This window comes from Clostridium sp. UBA1652, from assembly GCF_002320975.1.
GTDB lineage: Bacteria > Bacillota > Clostridia > Clostridiales > Clostridiaceae > Clostridium_T > Clostridium_T intestinale.
Window position 1 is genome coordinate 53,910 of record NZ_DCLI01000070.1, and the last position, 26,376, is coordinate 80,285.

Here is a 26,376-nt window from a genome sequence, read left to right on the forward strand (position 1 = left end):
TCATTTTTATACATAAAAAAATAATCCATTATATATATTTTTTAGTAAAATAGTAACTACTTATATAAAATTTTGTTTTTGTAAGTTCAAAAATACTAAATATTATTGAAAGCAGGGTGAACTTAAAATGAATGTGAAAATAAAAGCGATAGACTATTATCATCCAAAAACAAAATATTCAAACGAATACTTTTTAGATCATTTCTCTAAACAAGGAGTAGACATTTCTGGGCTTTTAAAAGTTACAGGGAGAAAAGAGAGATATATTTCAGAAGATCCATATGAAAACTCTTTGACTATGGCAATTGAAGCCTGTACAAAAGTTTTAAGAACTTCTGACATAGATCCAACCGATATAAATCTAGTTGTTTTTGTATCCTCAACCCCAGAGTATTTATCTCCTACAAATGCTGTCAAAATACATGAAGCTTTAGGTTTAGGTAAACAAACTAATGCATATGATATGAACGGTAATTGCTCTGGAATGATCAATGCTTTTGATCAAGTTTGCAGAACTATGAAAAGTAATAATAGAATAAAATATACACTTTTAGTTGGCTCAGATTTACTTATTAGATATTCTAGAAAATCCGAAGCTATAACTTATGCTAACTTTGGTGAATCAGCTTGTGCAGTTTTATTAGAAAATGTTGATAACGGTCCTTCCGATTTTATAGATAGCTCCTCTTATGTGGACAGTTCTTTAAGCTGCTATATAAACTTCCCACCTGAAGGATTCTCAAATGTTCTTGCAACCGAAGAAGCACCTGAAAAAGATAACAGAATAATAGAGTGGATAGACTTTAATACAGACGATGCTTTTGCAAGTTCTGTAGATTCAATAAATGATATTTTAGGAAGAAATAATTTAACTAAAAAGGATGTTAAACTTTATTGTTTATCTCAATTTGCAAAAAAAAATATTGATATGATTCAAGCTACGCTAGAAGAACCAGTTGAGAAATTTCCTTTTGTTGGAGACAGGTTTGGTTACACAGGTGTAACTAGTCCATTTTTAGCTTTAGCTGATTCTATAAAAAATGGTAAACTTAATCCTGGAGACCATGTTATTCTTTGGACAGTAGGCGCTGGAGTAATAGCTTCCTGTGTTCTTTTAAGATATTAAATAATAAAGAGTTGTTCAAGCCTAAGCTATGGACAACTCTTTATTTCTTACATATAAATCACTGTTATTGCTTTAGCCATAAAGCTGGTACAGAGCTTGGTTCCCAACCTACTAATGAGGTATGGGCTTGACGGCACATATAGGTGCCACCATTATAAGTTACTATATCCCCAACTTTATATGCATGATTTGGAACCCATGCATTGTTATTTGTAGAACTTGAAACTGTTACTGATATCTGATTCGAAGTAACTGTTTTACTACCATCACTTAATTCACATTTATATGAATAAGTGCCTGGAGTTTTTGATGTAATATTATAGTTAATAGTTTTACTTGCCTGCCCAACAGTTAAACTTCCTGAGGTTATTACAGTTGTCCCTTCATAAATCTTATATGAAGTTGCAGTATTGTAGCCTGGAATTACTGCAGATATTGTATAGTTTCCACTCGTAACAGCTGAAGAGCTTAAAGTTGCTGCCTTAAGTGTGTTAGTAGGTGGAGTTAAATTATTGAAATAGTTTCTGAAATAGTTTGACCAATTATAGTTTGTATACTTATCCCAATTTATTGACCAAGTCATAAGCCCTCTTAGATTAGGGTATTTATTATTAATCTTATAACTTCCAACGGTTCCTCCGTAAATTAATCCATCTAAAGCGCTTTGAACTTCAGAATTTGAAACATACCCATTTCCTGCACTATTACAGCTTGGAACACCAATAACAACTTGATCTTGTCTTAATGCTGGGAAGAAATAATTAGGATCATTATTTACATTAAAGCCAGTTAATAACATATCAGCTAAAGATGCATAAAATTCACCAGTTCCCATGGATTGTGCCTTTCCATTTATATCATTTATCGAACCCGAATTGTAATATTGTACTTGAACCCAATTTAAAGAATCCCTAAGTCCATAGATTACTGGCAAAAAGGATCCTGCTCTATTATCAACATATGAATTTAATCCGCCATAATAGGTATGTCCAAGTTGAACAAAAAAAGTTTCAGGTGCCATAGTTAAAACAAAATTCGTACCGTATTTTGCTTTCAATTGTTTTAATGCACTAATAGTATTAACTATAACTGGCGTTGTAGGATTCTTAAAATCCTTATCTCCTGCATCTAAATGAAGTGAATGTCCTTCAAAATCTACATCTAATCCATCTAATCCATATCTATCAATAATAGTACTTACGGAATTAACAAAACTAGTAACAGCTCCAGCACTTGTTAGTTGAACCTCACCATTTTGTCCTCCTATAGATAGTAAAACTTTTTTTCCTTTACTTTGAAGATATTGAACATCACTTTTAAATTCAGAATCCGTTGCATTATATGGAGTAAATCTTATATCCCCAGATGTAACTGTAGTTGGTTCTCCAAAAGAAATATTAATGACATCAAAGTTTGATGAAACATCTCTAAGTTTAATGTCTCCCGAACCATTATTAAAATTATGCCAATAACCTACTAAGACATGCGTTGGAATAGCACTTGATGTTACCGCAGATACTGTTTTTGTATTCCCAAGTATTACCCCCGTAACCATAAGAGTTGTCATAGCTATAACTGAAACAGCCTTTTTAATTAATTTACTTTTAATCAAAATTTTTCGCTCCTTTTATTTTTTGTATATCATATGGATATTATTGTAGTTTATTCTTTAGTTTCATTACCCAATAAGCTATTTTCATGATTTACTTTGTAAAAGGCACCAAAGTTATCCTTTGGTGCCTTCAATATTTATTAATACATTCTATAATCTACTATTGCGATTTAATATATTTAATATGCTTGTATTATTGGTTATAACTCTTGGTATCTTTATCTGATTTTTAGATATTCCTTTATTAAATAAGTATTGTTTAACTGAATTAAATGTCTTGGGTGCTAGGATTATAATCTTTACCTTTCCTAATCTATTAGTATTTCTTGCTCTATCATAAGCTAAATTAGAATTTTTAATTTCCTTATCTAGTTTTTCTTCTATCAATCTCACAGTAGAAATAGAAATGTCATTCTTAAACTCACAGTAGAAAATATATCTTCCAGGTGTAATAGAATTATCAGGTAATGTTGTATAATCAACCAAACTTAAGTTTAAATATTTCATTGTTTTCTTTATTGAATTTGTTATATGTTCTTCATTAGTCTTTTCAGATACCATATTTAGCAGCTGGTTTTTTCTACATACAAATTCAACCTCTGGACATCCGTTATAAAATCCTACCACTTTAATGATATCTCCTATTCTATATCTATAAAACCCTGCATAATTAGTAACTACTATTTCATATTTTTCACCCAATCTAATCTCATCTAAGCTGAAGGTATCTCCGCTTTCTGTTTCCCCATCTTTAACATGAATGAATTCATAAAAAGCTGTATCTGGGACAATTACATATCTTATTTTATCAGCATATGGATTAATTCCAATCATAGCTTCACTGGCTGCATAAACAGGTGAGTATATAGGTATTGAGTCTGTATAATGATTTACCTTATCATCGTATATAGAAAAGTTTGCTCCTGTTACTGTCGCTATATATGATAGCCTTGGCCATATTCTCTTAGCTATTCCTTCAAATCCTATTTTAAACTCTTTTTCCAATTCATCCGCTCTAGTAGAATTAGGAGCAATAAGCTTATTTAATTTTTCACTAATAGTCTTATCTATGTTTAAGTTATTATTTATACGACCTTTCCTTATATCATTTACTAAGTCTTGATGTTTCTCCTCTAAAATTCTCAGTAAGTCTAATATATTTGAAATAAAAATTCCATTTATATATGAAAGTCTAGATTCTTCCAATGCAAATAATAAATGCAAGTAATAGGCAGTTTCCTTGTCTTTTATTTCCATAACTTCTATTGGTGAAGTATATAAAAATGGTAATAGAGGTTTTATACTTTTAATTCCTCCAGAGGTTGCTGAACAAATAGGTACTTCTCCTTCAGTGTATGTGGTCATCACTATATCAGCTATCATTAGCCCTTTATCCAATTTCCAAGTATCCTTAAAATTATTATAGGTAAATTTATTAATAAGTAAGGCCATATACTTTGCTGCAACTTTTCTACTGCTTTTCGTACAAGGGATTAATTTTTGTTTACCTGTAGTTCCTGATGTATGACTAAAATATATTACATCTTCACTAACTAAAACATTTTTCTCACCCTCTGCCATTCTATTTATATAACTCTCATAATCCTTATATTCACTTAACTTAACCTTATCCTTAAATACTTTTATTGACTTAATAGACTTAAATTTGTACTTAATTCCAAATTCACTTTTAGAATTGTTTTTTAATATCTTAAATAACAGTTCATTGTTTACCTTACTGTAATTTTCCGTACTTGAGTTGAATTTCTTTTCAACTATTCCCCCACCTTGTAGCATCATTTTATATATCATTTTGCTTATTATACTCGTGATAAAACACTCCTCCTAGATTTTTCCATAATTAATATATGAAAAATCTAGAAGAAGTGCCTATCGGTACTGATAAATATTGTGTTTTTTTACCTTTAGTATAGGTTTAAATCCTTTTGGATACTACATTGTCAATTATTCATTTACAGGAACTAAGTGTTTAAATTCCTAACCCACTTCTTATCATTTTCTCAGTAAGGTACAAATAATCTCCGTTATATTTTATACTTCCTTTAGCTAATAGTATAGCTATTCCATGAACCATACTCCACATAGTCAAGATTCTTTCAGTGTACTCAGTGTCATCTATATTAATTTCTTTTAAATATCTTTCAGCAGAATTTTTAAATACTTCAAAAGCACTTCCTTCATAAGAATTAAATTTATTTTCTTCTATCTTTATTGGTGTACTATTCCCCCATAAAAACATGAAATTTAAGTATTCTGGATTTTCAACCATAAATTTCACATAGGCTTTTCCCATTTCGATGATTTCTTCTTTAGGTGAAAATTTATACTTATTCGTAGATTCTGATAGCGCTATATTAAAACTTTTCCACACTTTTTTGATAATCTCTTCTATTAGTTCTTCTTTATCTTTAAAATGCTTATATGGCGCAGTATGACTAACTCCACACATACTAGCAACCTTTCTTAAAGAGAATTTCTCAAAGCCCTCCCTATTTAACAATAACAATCCTTTATCTATAAGCTCTTGCTTTAAATCTCCATGATGATAATTTTCTCTATTCATATCTTCCTCCTAGAAATAAAAAATATTTCTTTATTAAATTATATCATTATATGTTGACAGTGTAAACTTGCCGACATATAATGGAATAAAGTTTACACCGTAAACATAGTTTCTTAAGGGGGATTAATAAATGAAAATAATAGTTTTAAACGGAAGTCCAAAAGGTGATATAAGCGTTACTATGCAGTATATCAAATACATTCAAAAGAAATTTCCTAAACATGAACTTAATATAATTAATATTGCACAGCAAATAAATAAGCTTGAAAAAGACTTGAACTTTTTTGGGGAAGTTATAGATGAAATAAATCTTAGTGATGGAGTAATCTGGGCATTTCCTCTTTATTATCACTTAGTTGCATCTCAATATAAAAGATTTATTGAATTAATTTTTGAAAGAAAAGTCACTAATTCTTTTAAAGGCAAATACGCCTGCGCCTTAGCTACATCAATTCACTTTCAAGATCATACTGCAATAAACTATATAAATGCTATTTGCGATGACCTAGGCATGAACTTTGTAGATTATTTATCCTTGCATATGGATGATTTAGAAAAAGAAAGCAGTAGAAAACTTATTTTAGCCTTTTATGAAAATTACTTTAATGCAATTAATAACAAAATTACTACAACTAAAAACTACTCTAAATTATCCTATAATCCAATAGTCTATAAAAGTGAAGCTACTTTTAACAAAATAGATACTTCTAATAAAAAGTTAACTCTAATAACTGACTCTCTTGAAAATAGCAATCTATCAAATATGATCAATACTTTTAGCTCCTTTTTTATAGATGATATAGAAATAATTAATCTTCAAGAAATAGATATAAAAGGTGGCTGCTTAGGTTGCATAAAATGTGGATATAACTATGAGTGTGTTTACACTGGAAAAGATGAATTTATAGATTTTTATAATAATAAAATTAGAAATTCAGATATAATAATTTTTTGTGGAGATATTAAAGACAGATATTTATCTTCTCTATGGAAAAGATTTTTTGATAGAAGCTTTTTTAACACCCATACTCCGACTATTACAGGTAAGCAGATTGGATTTATTATATCAGGTCCATTAACTCAAATACCTAACCTTAAACAAATATTTGAGTCCTATACCCAGTGGCAGAGAGCAAATCTAGTAGACTTTGTTACAGATGAATATTCTTCTATAAATGAAATAGATAATCAGCTTTATGCTTTAGCTTCAAAAGCTATAAACTTATCATTAGCTGATTTCATTAAACCATCAACCTTCCTTGGTGTTGGAGGTACGAAGATTTTTAGAGATGATATTTACGGTAAACTTAGATTTCCTTTTTTAGCAGATTATAAAGCCTATAAGAAATTAGGAATATTCGATTTTTCACATAATTCTCTTAAATATAAAATAATGAGTACAATATTTTTAATAATGACTAAGTTTCCTAAGATAAAAAATGAAATATATTCAAATCAAATAAAACCCGGCATGATTCAAAATTTAAAGAAAATTGCCGAAGATCCAAATATATAAGAAAAAGTTGCCAGTAATAAATAATCACTGGCAACCTTTTATTTTTCAATAACATATATCATATTAGGATATATTTTCCTTAATACTTCATCTGAATAATGTTTATCTAAATATTTATCAAGAAAAGATACCGCTTGTATTCCTTCACGTCTTTCAGTTTGCCTCTCTACTACCAAACCTGAAATACCTGTATTAAATATCATAAATATAAATAATACCCACGTTAAAGAAACTCCTATTCTATTTGGGATTTTTTCGATTAGATTTGATAAAACTGGATATATTTGTTTTACCCATATTAGCGCTAATATTCCCCAGAAAAAACAATACAATAAACTAATTCTACCATTTAAATTAAAATTCATCTGGCTATATTCCCACGAAACTGTTCCAAATATCTTTTCTTGCACCCAACTGCATAAATACTCGTAAACTCCTCCAACTAACATTCCTCCAACAAATACCCACAAATCACGTTTATTATATAACCAATATAAACTCAAAGTTATTATAACAGCTCCAAAGCCATATACAAGATTAAATGGTCCATATATAAGACCACTTCTGCTCTCAATTCTAAAGCGTGTTATAATGCACCAAATAGTTTCAATAACCACTCCTAAAATACATCCTATAAAAAAAATCCAAAAAATTTTGTAGCAGTTTAACCCACTAGCAAAAGATTTATTTGTTTTTTCTAAAGAATTTTTATTATCTTCTATCATCCTACCTTTCTCCTTTAAAATTTCTTCTCCTTCTACTTATATGTATTTACCTAATTATATACCATTAAATTTCAAATAATCTCTTCTCATCCATCTTTCTTTCTCATGAATTAAAAAACTTAGAAATGAGAAGATAATAGCATTATTTACTAATAAAACCTACAGACATTCAACTATATATAGTATTTCAACTTTTGCATTGCACAATATATTGTGTGTAAAATATATTAATGAAGTTTTTATTTGAAGGAGATTTGTTTTATGAATGACTTATATAAACTAATAACTAGATATTTTACTAAAGAATTAGACACTACTAATAATAGTGTTTATGATCTTTTTAAATGGAAAAACGTATCTGTTCATATTGTAGACTACAAAACTAATAAAACCATTTTTTCTAGAGAAGATTTAGAATTTCCTGACTTTTATTCACAAAATGCATGTAATATTATAGCCAGTAAATATTTTAGACAAAGTGGTGTTCCAAACACTCTTGGTTATGAAAGAAGCATGAAGGAAATAACTCATAGATTAGTTAACTTTTGGACTGCTTATGCTTTAGAACAAGGACTTATAAATAAAGAAAACTCTCAAATATTTTATGACGAACTTGCTTTTGCTCTCTTAAATCAAATGTGGGCTCCTAACTCACCTCAATGGTTTAATACTGGATTAAAACTCTCTTATAATATAATTAAGGAAGCTGAGGGACATTTTTATTATGATGAAGAATTAGGTAACATTCTTCAATCACAAGATGCCTACACTAGGACTCAAGGTTCTGCATGTTTTATAAACAAAATTGAAGATAAGCTACTTGGCCCTGGTTCTATTACAGATTTAATAACTACTGAAACTAGACTTTTCAAACTTGGTTCTGGTACAGGTACCAATTTCTCAAACATAAGAGCATTAGATGAACCTTTATCTGGTGGCGGCAAATCCTCAGGCCTAATGTCTTTTTTAAAGGTACTTGATAGAAATGCAGGTGCTATAAAATCTGGTGGAACTACTAGAAGAGCTGCAAAAATGGTTTGTTTAGATTATGACCATCCAGAGATAATGGATTTTATAACTTGGAAATCAAGAGAAGAACAAAAAGTAAGAGATTTAGGTAAGATGGGGTATGACATAGGTTTTGAAGGAGAAGCATATGAAACTGTTTCTGGTCAAAACGCTAATAATTCTGTACGTTTTTCAGATGAATTTATGAAAAAGGCTACCACTAATTCTGATGAAACTATTCTTCTTAAAGGAAGAAAAACTGATGCTGTTAATAGAGTAATCTCAGTAAAAGAATTGTGGGATAGCTTTAATGAAAGTTCTTGGAATTGTGCAGATCCAGCTCCCCAATTTGATGATACAATAAATGCATGGCACACTTGCCCTGCTGGAGAAGATGGTCTATATGATGCTAAACACAACAGAATCAATGCATCAAATCCTTGTTCTGAATATCATTTCCTTGATGATACCGCATGTAACCTAGCAAGTATAAACATAAGAAAATTTTACGATGAACATAAGAAAGCCTTTGATTTAGATGCTTTAACACATCTAACTGCATTAATTCAAGTTGTTTTAGATACCACAATTTATCAAGGTCAATTTCCTACAGAAGAAATTGCAAGAAAATCCTTTATGTTTAGGACCACTGGTCTAGGTATTGCTAATACTGGCTCAACTTTAATGGCTATGGCAATTCCTTATGATAGTGAAGAAGGAAGAACAATTTCTGCAGCTTTAATGGGAATTGTTACTGGATATTCTTATTATGTTTCTTCACTTATGGCTGAGAAAATTGGTACTTTTCCGAAGTTTGATATTAATAAGGAATATATGTTAAAAGTAATTAGAAATCACTCAAGAGCCGCAGGTGCTTTATCTGGTGCTTTTGAAGATTTAAATTATACTCCAATTAAAGTTAACCATAAAATTTTAAATGAGCTTTCTTTAAACAATTTATCTGAAACCTTAAAAACTTCTTGGAACTTAGCTTATTCACATGGAAGTGAAGTTGGGTTTAGAAATGCTCAAGTAACAGTAATAGCTCCTACAGGTACAATTGCTTTAGCAATGGATTGTGATACTACTTCCATAGAGCCTTTTTTCTCACATATAGTATGGAAAAATCTAAGCGGTGGAGGCTACATGAAACTTGTCAACTCCACTATTAAAACTGCTTTAGAAAGCTTAAATTATAGCGGTGCAGAAATTTCATCTATAGTATCATATATAGATGAAAATGGCAAAATAGAAGGAGCTCCTTATTTAAATGAAAATCATTATTCAATTTTTGACACTGCAAATAAGTCTTCTGGAGGATATAGATTTATCTCTCCTACGAGCCATGTCAAAATGGTTGCTGCTTTAACTCCCTTTGTTTCTGGAGCTATTTCTAAAACTGTAAATCTTCCTAATGATGCTACTATAGAAGATTTTAAAGAGGTTCATGAAGAAGCCTGGAAACTTGGAGTAAAATGTATAGCACTATACAGAGATGGCTCAAAGGTTTCACAACCACTTAATGTATCATTAGATGGTACCACTAAGTCTCTTGAATCTATGAATTATAAAGAACTATTAGATTATGCTAAGTCTCTTGAAAATAAGATTAAAAATATACCTTCTAAAATAGATATTTCAAGTGAAATCATCCCAGAAGGTCATCATAAGGTAAAATGCAATAATTGTGGAAGTGAACAAATAGTTCCTAATGGAACTTGCTCTTTATGCTTAGTTTGTGGTTCTACAAGTGGTTGTAGCTAAAATAGAAAAGGACTGCTGAAAACAGCTAGTCCTTTCTATTTGTATATTATAAGTCTGTTATTTTCTTAAATTTATACCCTTTACTTTCAAGTAACTTAACTACTCTATGTAAAGTTGACTCTTCTGAGTAGGTATAAGTTGGATAACCAGTATCATCCTTAGTAATTTTTATATCTTCAAATTCTATATTAGGATGATAGAAAAAAGACGCCATAACATCAGCTGGTAATTTGTTGATTTTGTTAAGCATGTTATCTGTATCTTGTTTACCATCTATACAATCTAAGTAAGCTGGTATATATTTTGCAGTTCTAGTTTCATTTTTTGCACTTACTATATATTTTGACCCATCTTTTTTAGGCTGATATATATAATCAAACTCTTTTTCTATAACTCTAAAATTATCATCTGATCCAGCATAATGACCAGTCTCAAAAAAGTATGGCTTAATATCTAATTTATTTGCAGTATCACGTGCTGCTTTAATTCTCTCTTCTGTAAATTCTTTAGTATAAGATTTTGGATCCTTTGAATTTGCAAATTCTTTTCCTTCAATACTAGCATCATCTCCTGCTTGATGAGTATATCCATGAAGTCCTATAAGTCCACCTCTGTCCTCAAAATAATCTAAAGTAAATAAAAAGTCTGAATAATACATATTATTTTCTTTAGTTAAATCATTATCCTCATTTCTTTTAGGATCCATATATCTTGGAACCCAAGCAACATGAAAAGGTATTCCTTCAGAGTACATATAATCTGAAACAATTCTTAATTTTTCTAAAGTTTCTTCATTTACGTATCTATAATTTTTACTAACTCCAATATCTTCTATTCTTATAAGTGCTGTTTTAGGTGCATCACCAACTTCTTTTTTATCAATCTTTTCTCTATTATTAAAGAAAGTGATAGTTTTATTATCAAAACTCCAATCAGTTTTAAAATTTAAAATCTTAGTAAAATCAAACATTGATATGTAAACTATGTCTTCAGAAATCATTAATTTTTTCTTTAAATTCTGAGTTTTATCATTAATTGTAAAATTGTTATCTTTAGTGTTTATGCTTATGTCATTTCCATTTAGAGATATTTTAATTGCATCTCCTTCTTTAGTTATCTTTCCTTCTAACCTTTCAACTATCTCTGTTAATGGTAGGTAATACCTATTGTTCTCAACATAAATAGGTAAAGTTGTGTCTAGATTTTTCCCTTCAAATTTAATTTTAATATCATCTTTATTCAAAGATAACTCTTTAAAACTACTGTAATCGAATTTTTTTTCTTCGTTAACATCAGCTGGTCCATTTCCTGAAACTGCTACTGTCTTGCTTGTACATCCATAAACTCCAGTTAGTAAAACTAACAGCATCAAAATACCAACTGATATTCTTTTTATCGTATTACTTTTCATTTTCGTCCCCCCGCAATATAAGCTACCTACCCATAATACTACACAATATACACTTTTTGTATAATATTAACTAAATTTAAGATAAATATAATAATTATTTAACCATTATTTAACTTATTACTTTTTCATTGAAATATATTTGTACCCTGTATTCACTTAACTTACTATTTAGAACTTTCTTTTAACTCTTTTCATATATTAAAAAGTGAATACAAAGGAAGGTGATAAACATGTCTGTGATTTTATCTGCAATGCTATTTGCCTTATATTCAAATCTTGATAACTTAGTTATAGGCATAGCTTATGGTATAAAAAAGATAAATATAAAAATATTTTCTAATCTTATAATAGCTTTTATAACTTCTACAGGAACATTTTTAGCAATGTCCATAGGATTTTATATAACTAATTTTCTACCACACAATATAGCTAATGCTCTAGGCTCTTTATTAATTATTTTCTTAGGGGGATATTTTATATATAAAAGTGAAAGCAACCTTATAAATAACAGCAAAAGCAATGATCTAGCTTTAAAAGATATAGATGACATGATTGAATATGCAAAAAAAACTGATTTAGATAACTCTGGAGACATAAACATGAGAGAATCTCTTTTAATTTCTTTTGGTTTGGCACTTAATAACTTAGGTTCAGGAGTTGCTGCTAGTGTAACTGGAATTAGCATTTCATTAACCGTAATCTTTACCTTTATATTAAGCATTTTCACTATTATTATAGGACAATATTTAGGAAATAGTTTCTTAGGAAAGCTATTAGGAAGATATGCGCCTTTATTATCTGGATTTTTATTAATTATACTTGGTATTTTAGAATTAATTAACTAAATATATAAACAAGAGGCTGTTAATATTTGAACAGCCTCTTGTCTATATATTAATTTTATATCCTTTAAGTTCTTCTCTCAAGTTGTTCGGATTCTTAAAAACTATACCATTAATTCCAAAAACTTTAGCTGCTTCTACATTTTCTAATGTATCATCTATAAATATTGTTTCTTCTGGAATTATATTATATCTTTTAATTAATCTTAAATATATTTCTTCATCTGGTTTAATTAGATTTTCTTTATATGAAATAATACCGCCATGAAAATAATTAAAAAATGGATATCTTTTAGTTACATTTTCATAAGCTAATAAATGAAAATTTGATAGAACATATAAATTATAGCCAGCACTTCTTATTGCGTCTTCCTCTGTTATGGTTCCCCTATCTAACATAAGCCACTCTTCACTTTTAAATATTTCATTAAATATCTCTTTACATTTAACACTATCTTCTATTCCCTTGGCTTTTAAATAGTCTAAAGGATTAAAATCTAGTAATACATTACCTAGATCAAATACTATATTCTTAATCATTCCATCCTCCTGCATAATTTTATGATATTTTAATTATAAATTATATTTGCAATTAATGTAATAGGAGTTTTATATTAACTCAATATAACTTTGGATGTTATACAATACCTCTGAATCTTGCTCAAAAATGTTATTGCATAGAAAATCTAATACTTCTAATCTAGACTCTCACATTCATCACATACTTTTTTAGTTGTCAAGTACCTTTCCAAAGACTTTATTTCTATGAATAAACCTTTGTATATATTCTATTATATAATAAAATGTTATATAGTAATCTTTTTATAAGAGAGGTCTATCAATGAATAAATCAATCATACTAGGAATATTATCATCATTCTTTTTTGCCTTTACCTTTGTTCTAAACCGTCAAATGGACATTGCAGGAGGTAGCTGGATTTGGAGCGCCTCTTTAAGATATTTTTTTATGTTTTTTATTTTATTAGTTTACATGATATTAAAAAAACAGCTTATTAATGTAATAAATTCTATAAAGAAATCTCCTGTTTCATGGTTTGTTTGGAGTACTGTTGGTTTCGGTTTATTTTATGCTCCCCTATGTTTTGCTTCATCTTATGGAGCATCATGGTTGGTTGCTGGTACTTGGCAAATTACTATAATTGCAGGAGCCCTGCTATCCCCTATGTTTTTTAAAAAACTTGAAAAGAAATCTAGAATACCTAAAAAATCTATAATGAATTCAACAATTATTCTTGCTGGAATATTTATAATGCAATTTCAAGAGGCCAAAAATATTTCATTTCTAAATGCGCTCATAATAACCGTAGCTGTATTAATTGCAGCATTCTCTTATCCATTGGGTAATCGTAAGATGATGGAGATTTGTGATAATAAGCTTACTACTCTAGAAAGAATATTTGGAATGACTTTATGTAGTCTCCCTTTTTGGACAATTTTATCTCTAATGGGTTTACCTTATATAGGACCACCAAGCTCTAATCAAATAGCTCAATCATTAATTGTAGCAGTTTTTTCTGGAATAATAGCAACAACCCTATTTTTTAAAGCTACAGAGTTAGTAAAGGTAAGCCCTCTAAAACTATCTATAGTAGAATCTACACAAGCAGGAGAAATTTTATTTACTCTTTTAATGAGTGTTATACTATTTAAAGATAACCTTCCTTCTTTCTTAGGTTTTATAGGTTTATCTCTTGTCATTATAGGTATGATTTTAAATAGTTTTTGTAGTTAATATAAATAAAAGGTTCTACAAACCTAATAAGCTTGTAGAACCTTTTATATCTCTATCTATTTTCTTTTTGTCCCAACATAAGAGCCTACTCCTCCTGCTACATTAACAACATTAAATCCTTTGCTAGCTAAATTGCTACAGGCTCTTGAACTTCTTCCTCCAGATTGGCATACTATATAATATTCCTTATTCTTATCTAAATATCTTTCTGGCTCATTTAAAAGTTTCCCCATAGGTATATTCTTAGCGCTTCTAATACTTCCAGCTTTATATTCATATTCTTCCCTTATATCAATTAATTCAACTTTCCCTATAACATTATCAATATCATTTACATTTATTACTTTTCCAGTATTTCTTCTTAATAGATTAAACATTTTTATTTCCTCCTTCAAACTCTCTTAAATTCTTAAGAACTATTATTTTCCCTCTTTCTAACTTAATGTATCCTTGTCTCTCCATAACTTTAAGCTTCCTACTTACCACTTCTCTTACAGAGTCAATTTCAAATGCCAATTGACTATGGGTTACATATACAACCTTACTATTTCTATCCATGATATATTTAATAATCCTGCTTTCTAAAGATTCATGCATTCTCTCTTCTTTGTTTTCTATTATTGAACTGAACTTTTTATATAGATCTTCATACATATACATCAAAAATTCATTGCTACTTATGAGATACTTTTTAACTACATCAAAAGGAATAATGCAGATTTCTGAATCTTGGATAGCTTTTCCTGATATATTTAAAGAATTAAGTGTTGATAAACAACTTAAGGCTTCATGACAAAATTCTCCTTGTTTTATGTTATAGAGATTTGTTTCTTCCCCATCTTTATTAATCTTCTGAATCTTTATCATTCCTTTTATTACAAACACTACTCCTTGGCAGGAAGATTCATTGCTAGATATATACTCATCTGAATATAAAGTTTTAAAAATTGCTCTTGAAGCTATTATTCCATTATTATCTTTATCTATTTTTTCGAGAACTGGATATACATTATATAATTCTTTAATATTCATTTGATAAATCTCCCTTTTCTTTTCTATATTCTAATTATATAAAGAAATCAAAAAAAATTAAGTGACTTGGTCACACAAGTATAAAAAAAGTCCCTAAGAAGTTTATATTCAACACTTCTTAGGGAAAATATCTGCAAAAATCATTAACTTTTTAATTCTTTAACACTATCAAGAGCTTCTTTTAGATGTTTTCTTATTTCCTCAAGATCATACTTGGATGCCTTACTACTCTTGATAGATTTATTATTAGTTTTATCTATATTCATATTGCTCTCCTCCTTGATCTAAATTAAGTAACATAGTTTTTTATTGCTTATTAATAAGTATATCATAACCTTTATCATTTATCAAGTTTTGTTATCAATTAGTTTTTTTCTCTATTGATAATAAATATCTTTTCAACTTAATATTTAACTCTAAAAACATCAAATTCATTCTCGCTATAATATTATATTTAAATTAAGTATTAATATTTCACACTAAGTTATTTTTATTGTACAAGCAACAAATTCTCCATATTCTTTAAATCCAAGTTTTTTATAGCAATTTATTGCACTTATATTATTATTCTTCACATTAAGTCCGACAAAACTTACTTTATTTTTTAAGCTTCTTACAAGTTCATTTACTACATTTTCTGCATAACCTCTATTTCTATAATCAGGATTGGTAGTAACATGGGCTATGGCAGCGACTTGCATCTCCTCTGAATAAGCATGTATTCCAGCAAAGCTAATTAGTTTTTCCCTATTATATATACCAAAGTTCTCATTTAATTTTATAAGATCATCATCTAACCATGCTTCTGGGTAACTGTTTAAAATCAGTTCCTTTATATCATCTAAATTATTACTTCCTAATCTAGCAATGTCTGTAGAAGTAATTTCTTTCATACTTACATTATTATCTATTCCCATGTTTATATACTCTTCATATTCTAAAACATCACAATCATTAAATACTTTATCTATAGTAACTTTATCAATATGCGTATAGAATTCATTTGGGAGAAAGTTTTTTATACTTTTAATTAATTCTACTGAATAATTACTATCATCAAAACTTGCAGCTAATAAAACTGGAATTCCATAATTAATATTTAGCATTGCTATATCTTTCAGTTCCTTATTTTCAAAAAGACCATAACATATAACATTTCCCCAATTACTCTTATCAATATTATTGAACTGATAAATATAATTAAATCTAGTTTTTTCTTTTAAAAAATTATATACTATTTCCCTCTCATGAATAATTTTAATCTCCATATACTCTCCCCTTAATTATACAGCTTCAAACTTTCACCTTGATTTTCTATCCACATATTTAACAGAGCTTTTAATTCTTCAATATTTTCTTTATCTGATGCATTCTCTTTAAGACTAAGTTTTTCTAATATTTCAAAATCAAATTTTTCTTCTCCATACTTATTCCAATCTTCTTGAAGTTCCTTATATTTAAGCTTTAATTTATTCATATTTAGTTGAAACTTTATTGCCTCAAAGGGCTTATATAGATTTTCACTAATCTCAACATAGGAGTAACCTGTTATTCTATTGTATATTCGTATTATTCCCATCTCCACTTCTTTTTGTTTGTATTCATTAATCAATTGTCTTTTATCCATAATATTCTCCTCATATTTTCTATAATATTTACTTCCGTCTATAGTTCTAGTTAGATAATCATAATCTACTAAATATCTACGAATAATAGCATAATCTTCATATATATTTTTAATCATTTTGTTTACTTCTGCTTCAGAATATTCTTTATTAGGTTCAAAAAGGTTTGCAAACTTCGGTAAAAGTAACTTTCTTTTATTCTCTTTTACTGGAAAATTTCTAATTCTAAAACTTGTTTCAACAGGCATATTTTCTTCTGCTAATTCAATAATTGCTAAGAAAGCTCTCGCCTGCCTTGCTCTCTCTCTTATAGAAAACCTCATATTTCTAACTGTAGATTCTGTACAACCAAGTTTTTCTCCTATTTCTTTATCATCATATCTATTTGAAATCATGGATATAAACTCTTTTTGAACATCAGTAAGACCAATAATCTTCTTCTCTAACATTAAAAGTCTCTCAATACTATTTCCATGACTCATAACATGTTCTTCCTCATTTTCTTCAATATCTTTACCACAAGTTAAACAAACAAAAACTCCTTTTTTGCTGTACCAAATAAACCCTCTTTTAAAATCATCTATGTTTGCATTACGTATCAACTCTTTCATATTTACCTCTTATCTATTAATTTCATAGACAGTTTAGCATTTTATATTTTTCTTGTCAATAAAATACCAATAAATAGAAATTATCATGTTTTGAAATATGATCCACTGTAAATGGTTACTTTTCTATGTTTTTAATCTATTGTATAATAAATTATGCCAATGTGTATATTAAAATTAAAATAACTTCAGTAAAGGAGAAAGTCATGAAACTAGAAAAGATAGCTAATAAAATAGCTTTTACAGATGAATCATTTACTAAAAGAATTATTTTTAAAGAAGATAAAATCTTAAACTTTATTCTTAACTTTAAACCTGGTCAAGGTGTTCCACCTCATAATCATGAACAAAGCGATTTGTTGGTTCATGTTTTAGCAGGTGACGGAGAAATGACTGTAGATGGCAGCCTACATAATATAACTGAAGGAGATGTTATACACTGCTATGGAAAAGAAGTTTTTAGTTTAAAAAATACAGGAACTAAAGACATGTCACTATTTATAGTACTTACACCTAATCCATCTTCTCCATATTCAAAGGAAGTTTAAAAGAACTATCCTTTTGAGATTAGCTTCTCATAAGGATAGTTCTTTTTTAAGTTCATTCTCTTCTATTTTAGTTAAGTGTCTCCACTTTCCCATTTCTATACCATCTATCTTCAAATTCATTATTCTTACTCTTTCAAGGATTTCAACATTGTAGCCAAAAGCTTTACTCATTCTTCTTATCTGCCTATTAAGCCCTTGTGTTAGGATAATTCTAAATGTATCATCACTCACTCTTGTAACTTTGCAGGGTTTTGTTTTAATATTTAATATTTCAACTCCACCAGACATTCCTTCTATAAAACTATCATCAAAGGATTTATCTAAGGTCACTATGTACTCTTTTTCATGTTCATTATCTGAATTTAATATTTTATTTGCTAGTTCACCATCATTTGTCATTAAAATTAATCCTTGAGATTCCTTGTCCAATCTTCCTACAGGAAATATATATTCCGGATAACCCATGTAAGATACTATATTTCCTTCTACTTCCCTTGCAGCAGTACAAGTAATTCCTACAGGTTTGTTTAATAATATATATACTTTATTTTTACTCACTAACGGTTTATTATCTACCAAAATTACATCAGTTTCTTCTACCCATTGACCAGGTATGCAGAGTTTTCCGTTTACTGTTACTCTCTTTTCTTCTATAAGCCGATTAGTTTCCTTCCTAGAGCAGTATCCCATATTACTAAAAAACTTATTTATTCTCATGGTACCTCATTCTCCATTCTATATTTTTTACATTTGTGCACTTATGTTTTTATGTTTTTATGTTTTTATGTTTTTATGTTTTTATGTTCCTATGCTTTTATGTTTTTATGTTCCTGTGTTCTTATGTTCCTATGTTTCTATGCAGGAAGCCTCAATTAATGGTTAAAAAAGAGGTCACCACAAACTAATTTGCGATAACCTCTATCTATTAAATTTCCATTATTACAGTTAATATAATAGGATTTCTTTTTGTTCTAGTATATAAAAATTGTCCTAGAGAGTATCTTATATTGGATTTAATTACATATAAATCAGTAATCTTCTTCTCCATACATTTATCTATTTCAGCTCTTACTACCTTAGTAGCTTCATGGAGTAAGTTACCAGATTCCTTTACATATATAAATCCTCTTGTAACTATATCTGGACCAGATAAAATATTCATAGACTCTGTATCTATAGTTAAAACTACTGTTAATATCCCATCTTGAGCTAAATGTTTTCTATCTCTTAAAACTACATTTCCTACGTCACCAATTCCTAATCCATCTACCATAACAGCGCCAGTTTGGACATTAGGTCCTTTTTTAGCTTCTCTTCTAGTTAATTCTAAAGAATCACCTGTTTCTAATATAAATATATTGTTAGGATCCATTCCCAAACTTTCAGCTAACATCCCATGTTTCTTTAAATGTCTATATTCTCCATGAACAGGCATAAAGAACTTAGGTTTAATTAAATTATGAATTAATTTTAAATCCTCTTGACATGCATGCCCTGAAACGTGAACTTCTTCTATGTCATCATAAATTACTTTTGCGCCTTTTTTAAATAATTCATCTATACTTTTAGATATATATTTTTTATTTCCTGGAATAGGTGAAGCTGAAACAATTACTAAGTCACCTTCTTGAATAGTTATCTTTCTATGGGTAGCAGATGCTATTCTTGAAAGAGCTGACATTGGCTCCCCTTGACTTCCTGTAGTTATAATAGTTATTTTCTCTGGTGGATATTTATTTATGTCATCTAAGCTTATAAGGAAGTCTTCTGGTATATGCATGTAACCTAATTCAATAGCTATAGTTGAATTTTTCTCCATACTTCTTCCACTAAAAGCAACTTTTCTTCCATAATGAAGAGAGGAATTAATTATTTGTTGAAGTCTATCTAAGTTTGATGCAAAAGATGCTACTATAACTCTTCCTTTAGCTTCTCCAAACATTCTAGTTAAGTTTTCACCTATTATTTTTTCTGAAACTGTATATCCTGGACGTTCAACATTAGTACTTTCAGCCATTAGTAAAAGAACTTTTTGGCTACCAAGCTTTGCAAAACGTTCAAAATTAACACCCTCTCCATAAGTAGGAGTATAATCTATCTTGAAGTCTCCTGTATGGAATATAACCCCTTCTGGAGTCTTAATAGCTAATGCACAAGCATCTGCTATACTATGACAGGTTCTTATAAATTCAACAGAAAAATGTTCTGTTTTAACTTCCTCTCCTGCATTTACTTCATTTAAAGTACAATCAGAAAGTATATTATGTTCTGTAAGTTTACTTTTTACTAATGCTAAGGTTAATCTAGTTCCATAAACAGGTACGTTTAACTGTTTCAATATATATGGAAGCGCACCTATATGATCTTCATGACCATGAGTTAACACTATTCCTTTAACCATTTCTTTTCTATTTAAAAGGTAAGTTATATCTGGAATTACTAAATCTACCCCATACATTTCAACATCTGGAAATGCTACACCACAATCTATAACTATGATTTCATCATCATATTCTACAGCTGTTATGTTCTTCCCGATTTCACCTAATCCACCTAATGGTATTATCTTTACTTTTTTCTTACTTTTAGCTTTGTTTTTGTTATTCATTTAATCTCCAATCCAGCAAGAACTCAATCTTTCCTTGCTTCTACATAAAAATATAAGTCCGAAAACAGTATTACAATTTTAACCGAAACTATTCTGAACAATAAATCAATAAATATAAACCAATAACTCAATAATATTTATTAGTTTTATAAATATATTATTAATTTATAGCATAAAAATAATTCTATATTCGTATTACTGTACTTACAACCTAGGCTCATTATATATTATCTGCCCTATATTAGCAAGTTTAGTCAAAATTATCTGAAAAAAATTAAGAGTATAAAGATCAATATCTCTTCATACTCTCTTTCATTACCTATTATTTAATCAATTTTATCTTTATATCTTCCCCATTATAATTTTTCACTATGAAAACCAAATCATTTAAATCATCAAATGTTGATATATTAAATTCAACAGTATAAGTTGAAATACCCCTATAATCTGTATTACGGAACATAAAATCCGCATTATTTATGCTCCCATTAATAGAAACTAAGGAAATCCCTTCTTCTCTTATAATATCTGTATTAGGAGGGGTAGTAAATTTTATTACAGAACCTGTAGGGCTTGATTCAGCGCTAATTATCTTCACTTCATCATTAATATTTTCATATCTAAACACTATCTTATTTTCGTCTTTAAATTTACTATCTATGTCAAAATCAATATTCCACAATCCATCAATTTTTTCAACATCTTCTTCTGACTTTACATTTAAGTGATCTGCATATAGTATTTTTTCAATACAAATATTCATTTTATTTAATGTAGGAATATCTACATCTATTGAATTTAATACAAAATCATATCTTAAAGTACCCTCATCATCATTTAAAACCTCATAATTCCAATTAGTTATTTTTCCTCCCTGTATAACTTGTTTATTAGCATCTTCTTGACTAGATATCTTTCCGTATATAATTTTTCCATTCTCATCTTCTATTTTCAAATCTAAATTTATTAACTTTATATTATTAATTAATTTTTTATCTTCAAACTTGATTTTAAATGATAAGGCCAATTTTCGCTTATCTAAAACTACATCTGTTAATTCAATTTTAACCCCGTTATCATAAGCAACTTTCTCATCTAATTTCTGAACATAGTTGTTTTCAACTGCTTTTTTAATATCTTTGTTGTTCTCAAATATTTTTGAACTTATAGCTGCGATTACAGGTCGTCCCAAAAACAAAACTACAAGTATAGTCCCGATAGAAGCTGCTATCATCCACTTTTTCCTTCTTGGCTTTTTGTTTTTAATTCTACTTAAAACCTCAGTAGTAATTTGATTTATATCTTTATCATTAAGTTCTAAATCGCTTAACTCATTTTCATTTATATTTATATCATTAAGAAGCACTAAAATATCATCTTCGTTTAAATGTGATTTCATTCTATTACCTCCTTTTTATAACATTTTATTTTTTCAGTAAGAGAGTTTCTTGTCCTCCAAAGCCTATTATAAACAGCTCCCTTAGATAAATTTAAATTTTCACTAATCTCTTCTATACTTTCTTCATATATATATTTTCTAATAAATATTTCTTTATCTATAGGTTTTTCATCGTTGAGGTACCCTAATACATCTTTAACATTTTCTTTATCTATAAAATCTCTCTCAATGTCGATAGGTGCTTTTAAAGCTTCTTTATCTAACTCTACATTCTCTAAGCTCTTACAAGCCCTCTTATAATCTATTGCTTTGTATTTACTTACTGTTAGTAGCCAATTCTTAAAAGAGGCTTTTTCCGGATTATATAACTTATATTTATTCCAAACAAGCATATATATATCACTAATACATTCTTTAGCCAGCTCTCTATTATCACTACCTAAAACATTTATAACTACCTTAAAAATCAAGTTAGCATACTTCTGAATTATATATTCTAAGGCTTCACTATTTCTCTTATCCAATTCTTCTATAAGATTGTCCTCTTTAATAACCATATTTAACTCCTTTCTTATATGTCTTCATAAATATATACGGAGTAACTTTCATTAATTTCACAAAAAAATACAGACTTCTAATCTGTATTTTTATATTATATATTCACTTTTTAAGATAAAATAAGTTTATCAAACCTTTTGTCATTCACAATTTCATGAGTTAGAAACTTTCCATTATAAAACAAGCTATAAATTATAAATGGCGACGGATTTTCTTTCCCTTGCTCTCTATTGTTAATTTTTATTATTTCTATAGGTATATTGCTTTTATCTGCTAATTCTTTAAGTACTTTTGCGTAATGCTCTGTAAAAGGACAAAAGTTTGAGTAATATAAACATAAACCTTTATCACTTTTAGGTATAGCTTTTTTAACTGAATCATTAAAGTTTGGACTTTCTACATCCCTTTTATTTTTATATACTAAGAGTTCAAAATATGGATCTGCTCTATCACAAACCTCAAACCCCTGCTTTATAAAAAATCTTTTATCAGCCATGTATGATTTCTTTTTAGAACTTGTTAATACAACAATTCCATTCATTTTTTCAGCTGCCTTAAAACATTCATCTAAAAGTTTCTTACCGTATCCCTTTCCAGCATGCATACCTGCTACCCAAAAGCAGTTAATAATCATATAATTATCTGCATTTATAGGAAGCCAAGATATCTCTGATGGGCAATACTCAATAAATACTTTATGCTTTACATCAAACTTTTTGAAGCTGTATCCTTTGTCTATCTCTTTCTTTAATAGCTCTTTTTTCTTCTCGTAACCTTCTCTGCACTTTTTATCAGAAATAGCACAACAAATATGTTCATTGTCTATATTGTTTTTATTTAATGTTATAATCTCCATTTTATTAATCTCCTTTTTAGATATTACCCTTATAGTAACATTCTATTATAGACAACTACATGTCATATTCGTCTTGATAAGCTACTATTTTGATATTATTTCAATACCATCATCTGTTATCAAAAGCATGTGCTCCCACTGAGCTGAAAGCGAGCCATCTACAGTTCTAGCAGTCCAACCATCTTTTTCATCTATATAAGCTCTATAGTCACCTGTATTTATCATAGGCTCAATAGTTATCATCATTCCTGGAGTTAAAACCATTCCTTGACCTTTTTTCCCGAAATGAGGTATAAAAGGTTCTTCTTGAAATTTAACTCCTACCCCATGTCCACCAAAATCCCTAACTACTGAATATCCTCTGCTTTCAGCATACTCTTGTATAGCTTCACCAATATCCCCCACAAATCCCCAAGGTTTAGCTGCCTCTATTCCTTTATACAAACATTCTTTGCATACATTAACTAAATTTCTAGCTTCTTCACTTACTTCTCCAATCATAAACATTCTTGAAGCATCAGAAAAGTAACCATTTAGTATAGTTGATACATCTACATTTACGATATCACCATTTTTAAGTACTTCATTTTTACTTGGTATGCCATGACATATTACATCATTTATTGATGTACAAACACTTTTAGGAAATCCTCCATAATTAAGTGGTGCAGGTATAGCACCTTTTGAAACGGTAAATTCATAAACTAGTTTATCTATTTCTTCTGTAGTAATACCCTCTTTAACTTTATCACTTATATAATCTAGTAGTGCATTATTAATTTCTGCACTCTTTTTTATTTCCTCAATTTGTTCTTTATTTTTTATGAGATTTCGTGTTGGAATTATATGTCCTTTATCCTTAAGACTCTCTAGCTTTTCATCAAAATTCATATGACATTTTTTATATTTTACTCCACTACCACACCAACAACTATCGTTTCTACCAATACTCATTTATTATTCTCCTTAATTTAATCTTTTTATCTTAATATTGTAGTAACACAAATATAGTTGTGTTACTCTATCTTTTTCTTATTTCTATATTTTCTTACTATATAGATTAGAAAATCAACTATTTCTGTCCCTAACGCTACAAAAAAAGCTGTTTCTAGATCTATATTTGAGCTTTTCCACAAAAATCCCATTAAGCACCATAAACAAAACATAACAATAAACTTTACAATCATCTCTTTAATTGAATTACTCATATACTTCTCCTCTTAAAACTAATCTTGTAAAAATATCCATATTTACTTATAAATAAATAGTAACATAGAAAAAATGATTGTACTACTGTCAAAGTACAATCATTTCTTATTGTTTATTCATAATAACAAATTACAGGGGTTCCCGATTCAATGTTTGCATAAATAGTTTTAGCTAAATAAAGAGGAGCATTTACACATCCATGAGAGCCATCTGTTTTGTATATATTACCGCCAAATGAAGATCTCCATGTAGCATCATGAATACCAACATTTCCGTAAAAAGGCATCCAAAACTTAACTGGTGCACTATAGTTTTCTCCTTGCAGAGTTGCATTTTCTTGTTTATAGTTTAATCTAAAGACACCTGTTGGGGTTGATCTACTTCTGTTGATATTTCCTGTAACAACATCTCCTGTTGTTAAAAGCTTACCGTTTTTATAAAACCAAAGCTGCTGTCTTGTCATATTGATTTCTACATAGGTATCCCCAATATCATTTTCTTCTCTTGAAAGAGCAGTTTGTGCATAAATAGGTTCCCTAGAAACTTTTTCTCCCTGTTTTATAGTCCAAATAATTTCCTTCGTTTCTTTATTAGTATCAATTAACCAGCCATAATTTCCTCCAGAAACCTTTACGTTCTTCCCTACCGATGTTAGAAAATCTCGCTCCGCTTCATAGGTATCATAGGTATTTGCTAGTTCTTTTACATAGCTTTTGACCTTGTTTTCATCAATCTCAACTTCATAATTATCTTTAATATTTATCCAATTATTTATTATGGATCCATCAAGTTCTTCAGATTCTTTTCCAACAATATAAGTTATTTCAGCTTTAATGTATTTATTAAGAAGCTCCTTAGCATCAACAACTTCTTTAGAATATGCAACATACTTAGGGTTCTCATAACAATTATTAGTTTCTAAATCTAAAGTCTTTTCTCCTTTTTTAATAGCTTCTACTATACTATTATATAGATTTTCTTTTTTTATCTTATTTCCATAAATCTCCTCTTGAACTTCATATCCACCCTCTACATACTTTAATTTAGGATTTTCAGGATTTATTATATTGGGGTTTGTGATGCAAGAAAGTTTATCATAACTTTCTTTTAGTAGCTTTTCATCATAAGTAAGTATATCTAAATTTATGGATTCTTTATTAAAAAACATAGTCATCCACAAAAATGGATTTTGCTGTCTTTTTAACTCTACAAGATTATTATTAGGTATATATTTTAGTACTATATCAACTCCATTAATCTTTTCATCATCACCACGTTCTTTAAGAGTGATTGTATAGTTATTAAATTCATTTTCCATCTTTTCATTAGCTTTTTTTAGACTTTTTCCAGAAATATTAACAGAATTAACTACAGTGCCAAAATAAAAATGTTTCATGAAATATAATGACATCATAAAATATATTAAAATAGATATTGAAAGCAATATTAAAAGCATTAATAAAGTTTTATTAGATTTTATTTTTTGTTTATCCATAATTATACCTTTCTTTTAAAACTTAACTATATTTAATATCAATCTTTATAAATATATCTACAAAACTCCATTATATTCCTATTTATAATAAAAAAAG

The 26,376-nt window shown here is 28.7% G+C and carries 25 protein-coding genes; 6 read left to right on the forward strand and 19 right to left on the reverse strand.

What is annotated here, in order from left to right; translation table 11 throughout:
* Positions 1-127 precede the first annotated feature (127 nt).
* Positions 128-1,126 (forward strand): 3-oxoacyl-[acyl-carrier-protein] synthase III C-terminal domain-containing protein, encoded by a 999-nt coding sequence (locus B3N22_RS14265; protein ID WP_286908165.1) that lies wholly within the window; start codon positions 128-130, stop codon positions 1,124-1,126.
* Between the two features lie 64 nt (positions 1,127-1,190).
* Here the strand turns inward: B3N22_RS14265 and B3N22_RS14270 are convergent, their stop codons facing one another.
* The 3 genes from B3N22_RS14270 to B3N22_RS14280 all read right to left on the reverse strand — a co-directional run bounded on the left by B3N22_RS14270 (position 1,191) and on the right by B3N22_RS14280 (position 5,322).
* Entirely contained in the window at positions 1,191-2,738 is a 1,548-nt protein-coding gene (locus B3N22_RS14270; RefSeq protein ID WP_286908167.1) for a carbohydrate-binding protein, read from the reverse strand.
* Between the two features lie 150 nt (positions 2,739-2,888).
* Positions 2,889-4,550 (reverse strand): GH3 auxin-responsive promoter family protein, encoded by a 1,662-nt coding sequence (locus tag B3N22_RS14275; protein ID WP_286908169.1) that lies wholly within the window; start codon positions 4,548-4,550, stop codon positions 2,889-2,891.
* 178 nt (positions 4,551-4,728) lie between these two features.
* A complete protein-coding gene (locus B3N22_RS14280; protein WP_238904174.1) occupies positions 4,729-5,322 on the reverse strand; it encodes a TetR/AcrR family transcriptional regulator in 594 nt (197 codons plus the stop codon).
* 130 nt (positions 5,323-5,452) lie between these two features.
* Here B3N22_RS14280 and B3N22_RS14285 point away from each other — a divergent pair, with 130 nt between their 5' ends.
* Positions 5,453-6,838 carry an NAD(P)H-dependent oxidoreductase gene (locus tag B3N22_RS14285; protein WP_286908172.1) on the forward strand — a complete coding sequence of 462 codons (1,386 nt, stop codon included), beginning with the start codon at positions 5,453-5,455 and terminating at the stop codon, positions 6,836-6,838.
* Between the two features lie 38 nt (positions 6,839-6,876).
* Here the strand turns inward: B3N22_RS14285 and B3N22_RS14290 are convergent, their stop codons facing one another.
* Positions 6,877-7,563: a putative ABC transporter permease gene (locus B3N22_RS14290; protein ID WP_238904170.1), complete on the reverse strand. Its 687-nt coding sequence runs from the start codon at positions 7,561-7,563 to the stop codon at positions 6,877-6,879.
* A gap of 261 nt (positions 7,564-7,824) precedes the next feature.
* On the opposite strand from B3N22_RS14290, the gene B3N22_RS14295 reads away from it, so the two are divergent.
* Complete coding sequence (locus tag B3N22_RS14295) at positions 7,825-10,335, forward strand: vitamin B12-dependent ribonucleotide reductase (RefSeq protein WP_286908174.1); 2,511 nt, start codon at positions 7,825-7,827, stop codon at positions 10,333-10,335.
* Between the two features lie 46 nt (positions 10,336-10,381).
* On the opposite strand, the gene B3N22_RS14300 is transcribed toward B3N22_RS14295, so the two are convergent.
* The gene (locus B3N22_RS14300; protein WP_286908176.1) at positions 10,382-11,746 is read right to left on the reverse strand and encodes a DUF2334 domain-containing protein; all 1,365 of its coding nucleotides are present in this window, start codon (positions 11,744-11,746) and stop codon (positions 10,382-10,384) included.
* 230 nt (positions 11,747-11,976) lie between these two features.
* Here B3N22_RS14300 and B3N22_RS14305 point away from each other — a divergent pair, with 230 nt between their 5' ends.
* A complete protein-coding gene (locus B3N22_RS14305) occupies positions 11,977-12,591 on the forward strand; it encodes a manganese efflux pump (RefSeq protein WP_238904164.1) in 615 nt (204 codons plus the stop codon).
* A gap of 42 nt (positions 12,592-12,633) precedes the next feature.
* Here B3N22_RS14305 and B3N22_RS14310 read toward each other — a convergent pair whose 3' ends face one another.
* A complete protein-coding gene (locus B3N22_RS14310) occupies positions 12,634-13,128 on the reverse strand; it encodes an HAD family hydrolase (protein ID WP_286908179.1) in 495 nt (164 codons plus the stop codon).
* 301 nt (positions 13,129-13,429) lie between these two features.
* Here B3N22_RS14310 and B3N22_RS14315 point away from each other — a divergent pair, with 301 nt between their 5' ends.
* A complete protein-coding gene (locus tag B3N22_RS14315; protein WP_286908181.1) occupies positions 13,430-14,341 on the forward strand; it encodes a DMT family transporter in 912 nt (303 codons plus the stop codon).
* A gap of 56 nt (positions 14,342-14,397) precedes the next feature.
* Here B3N22_RS14315 and B3N22_RS14320 read toward each other — a convergent pair whose 3' ends face one another.
* The 5 genes from B3N22_RS14320 to B3N22_RS14340 form a co-directional block, all read right to left on the reverse strand.
* Positions 14,398-14,718, reverse strand: a complete 321-nt coding sequence (locus tag B3N22_RS14320; RefSeq protein WP_073016974.1) for a rhodanese-like domain-containing protein — start codon at positions 14,716-14,718, stop codon at positions 14,398-14,400.
* Entirely contained in the window at positions 14,711-15,373 is a 663-nt protein-coding gene (locus B3N22_RS14325; RefSeq protein WP_286908184.1) for a Crp/Fnr family transcriptional regulator, read from the reverse strand. The genes B3N22_RS14320 and B3N22_RS14325 overlap by 8 nt, the downstream gene beginning before the upstream one ends.
* A gap of 143 nt (positions 15,374-15,516) precedes the next feature.
* On the reverse strand, positions 15,517-15,639 hold the full coding sequence (locus B3N22_RS14330; protein WP_286908186.1) for a hypothetical protein: 123 nt from the start codon (positions 15,637-15,639) through the stop codon (positions 15,517-15,519).
* A gap of 213 nt (positions 15,640-15,852) precedes the next feature.
* A complete protein-coding gene (locus tag B3N22_RS14335; protein ID WP_286908187.1) occupies positions 15,853-16,641 on the reverse strand; it encodes a GNAT family N-acetyltransferase in 789 nt (262 codons plus the stop codon).
* A gap of 11 nt (positions 16,642-16,652) precedes the next feature.
* On the reverse strand, positions 16,653-17,609 hold the full coding sequence (locus tag B3N22_RS14340; protein WP_286908189.1) for a DUF2087 domain-containing protein: 957 nt from the start codon (positions 17,607-17,609) through the stop codon (positions 16,653-16,655).
* A 203-nt stretch (positions 17,610-17,812) separates the two neighbouring features.
* Between B3N22_RS14340 and B3N22_RS14345 the strand changes: the two genes are divergently transcribed.
* Positions 17,813-18,154 carry a cupin domain-containing protein gene (locus tag B3N22_RS14345; protein WP_286908191.1) on the forward strand — a complete coding sequence of 114 codons (342 nt, stop codon included), beginning with the start codon at positions 17,813-17,815 and terminating at the stop codon, positions 18,152-18,154.
* 27 nt (positions 18,155-18,181) lie between these two features.
* On the opposite strand, the gene B3N22_RS14350 is transcribed toward B3N22_RS14345, so the two are convergent.
* The 8 genes from B3N22_RS14350 to B3N22_RS14385 all read right to left on the reverse strand — a co-directional run bounded on the left by B3N22_RS14350 (position 18,182) and on the right by B3N22_RS14385 (position 26,279).
* Positions 18,182-18,871, reverse strand: a complete 690-nt coding sequence (locus B3N22_RS14350) for a 23S rRNA pseudouridine(2604) synthase RluF (protein ID WP_286908193.1) — start codon at positions 18,869-18,871, stop codon at positions 18,182-18,184.
* 208 nt (positions 18,872-19,079) lie between these two features.
* Positions 19,080-20,762 carry a ribonuclease J gene (locus B3N22_RS14355; protein WP_073016987.1) on the reverse strand — a complete coding sequence of 561 codons (1,683 nt, stop codon included), beginning with the start codon at positions 20,760-20,762 and terminating at the stop codon, positions 19,080-19,082.
* Between the two features lie 322 nt (positions 20,763-21,084).
* Positions 21,085-22,161, reverse strand: coding sequence for a DUF4179 domain-containing protein (locus B3N22_RS14360; protein WP_286908196.1), 1,077 nt, complete (start codon positions 22,159-22,161; stop codon positions 21,085-21,087).
* Positions 22,158-22,718 (reverse strand): sigma-70 family RNA polymerase sigma factor, encoded by a 561-nt coding sequence (locus B3N22_RS14365; protein ID WP_238904148.1) that lies wholly within the window; start codon positions 22,716-22,718, stop codon positions 22,158-22,160. Before B3N22_RS14365 ends, B3N22_RS14360 begins: the two co-directional genes overlap by 4 nt.
* Positions 22,719-22,828: 110 nt before the next feature.
* Positions 22,829-23,575 (reverse strand): N-acetyltransferase, encoded by a 747-nt coding sequence (locus tag B3N22_RS14370; RefSeq protein ID WP_286908199.1) that lies wholly within the window; start codon positions 23,573-23,575, stop codon positions 22,829-22,831.
* Positions 23,576-23,659: 84 nt separating this feature from the next.
* A complete protein-coding gene (locus B3N22_RS14375) occupies positions 23,660-24,529 on the reverse strand; it encodes a methionyl aminopeptidase (protein ID WP_238904144.1) in 870 nt (289 codons plus the stop codon).
* 62 nt (positions 24,530-24,591) lie between these two features.
* Positions 24,592-24,783 (reverse strand): hypothetical protein, encoded by a 192-nt coding sequence (locus B3N22_RS14380; protein ID WP_286908202.1) that lies wholly within the window; start codon positions 24,781-24,783, stop codon positions 24,592-24,594.
* A gap of 113 nt (positions 24,784-24,896) precedes the next feature.
* Positions 24,897-26,279, reverse strand: coding sequence for a L,D-transpeptidase family protein (locus B3N22_RS14385; protein ID WP_286908204.1), 1,383 nt, complete (start codon positions 26,277-26,279; stop codon positions 24,897-24,899).
* Positions 26,280-26,376 lie beyond the last annotated feature (97 nt).

Bases quoted from the DNA above. Each gene is read 5' to 3' on its own strand.
- B3N22_RS14265 (WP_286908165.1), top strand. From the start codon at position 128: ATGAATGTGAAAATAAAAGCGATAGACTATTATCATCCAAAAACAAAA.
- B3N22_RS14275 (WP_286908169.1), bottom strand. From the start codon at position 4,550: ATGATATATAAAATGATGCTACAAGGTGGGGGAATAGTTGAAAAGAAA.
- B3N22_RS14280 (WP_238904174.1), bottom strand. From the start codon at position 5,322: ATGAATAGAGAAAATTATCATCATGGAGATTTAAAGCAAGAGCTTATA.
- B3N22_RS14285 (WP_286908172.1), top strand. From the start codon at position 5,453: ATGAAAATAATAGTTTTAAACGGAAGTCCAAAAGGTGATATAAGCGTT.
- B3N22_RS14290 (WP_238904170.1), bottom strand. From the start codon at position 7,563: ATGATAGAAGATAATAAAAATTCTTTAGAAAAAACAAATAAATCTTTT.
- B3N22_RS14295 (WP_286908174.1), top strand. From the start codon at position 7,825: ATGAATGACTTATATAAACTAATAACTAGATATTTTACTAAAGAATTA.
- B3N22_RS14300 (WP_286908176.1), bottom strand. From the start codon at position 11,746: ATGAAAAGTAATACGATAAAAAGAATATCAGTTGGTATTTTGATGCTG.
- B3N22_RS14305 (WP_238904164.1), top strand. From the start codon at position 11,977: ATGTCTGTGATTTTATCTGCAATGCTATTTGCCTTATATTCAAATCTT.
- B3N22_RS14310 (WP_286908179.1), bottom strand. From the start codon at position 13,128: ATGATTAAGAATATAGTATTTGATCTAGGTAATGTATTACTAGATTTT.
- B3N22_RS14315 (WP_286908181.1), top strand. From the start codon at position 13,430: ATGAATAAATCAATCATACTAGGAATATTATCATCATTCTTTTTTGCC.
- B3N22_RS14320 (WP_073016974.1), bottom strand. From the start codon at position 14,718: ATGTTTAATCTATTAAGAAGAAATACTGGAAAAGTAATAAATGTAAAT.
- B3N22_RS14325 (WP_286908184.1), bottom strand. From the start codon at position 15,373: ATGAATATTAAAGAATTATATAATGTATATCCAGTTCTCGAAAAAATA.
- B3N22_RS14330 (WP_286908186.1), bottom strand. From the start codon at position 15,639: ATGAATATAGATAAAACTAATAATAAATCTATCAAGAGTAGTAAGGCA.
- B3N22_RS14335 (WP_286908187.1), bottom strand. From the start codon at position 16,641: ATGGAGATTAAAATTATTCATGAGAGGGAAATAGTATATAATTTTTTA.
- B3N22_RS14340 (WP_286908189.1), bottom strand. From the start codon at position 17,609: ATGAAAGAGTTGATACGTAATGCAAACATAGATGATTTTAAAAGAGGG.
- B3N22_RS14345 (WP_286908191.1), top strand. From the start codon at position 17,813: ATGAAACTAGAAAAGATAGCTAATAAAATAGCTTTTACAGATGAATCA.
- B3N22_RS14350 (WP_286908193.1), bottom strand. From the start codon at position 18,871: ATGAGAATAAATAAGTTTTTTAGTAATATGGGATACTGCTCTAGGAAG.
- B3N22_RS14355 (WP_073016987.1), bottom strand. From the start codon at position 20,762: ATGAATAACAAAAACAAAGCTAAAAGTAAGAAAAAAGTAAAGATAATA.
- B3N22_RS14360 (WP_286908196.1), bottom strand. From the start codon at position 22,161: ATGAAATCACATTTAAACGAAGATGATATTTTAGTGCTTCTTAATGAT.
- B3N22_RS14365 (WP_238904148.1), bottom strand. From the start codon at position 22,718: ATGGTTATTAAAGAGGACAATCTTATAGAAGAATTGGATAAGAGAAAT.
- B3N22_RS14370 (WP_286908199.1), bottom strand. From the start codon at position 23,575: ATGGAGATTATAACATTAAATAAAAACAATATAGACAATGAACATATT.
- B3N22_RS14375 (WP_238904144.1), bottom strand. From the start codon at position 24,529: ATGAGTATTGGTAGAAACGATAGTTGTTGGTGTGGTAGTGGAGTAAAA.
- B3N22_RS14380 (WP_286908202.1), bottom strand. From the start codon at position 24,783: ATGAGTAATTCAATTAAAGAGATGATTGTAAAGTTTATTGTTATGTTT.
- B3N22_RS14385 (WP_286908204.1), bottom strand. From the start codon at position 26,279: ATGGATAAACAAAAAATAAAATCTAATAAAACTTTATTAATGCTTTTA.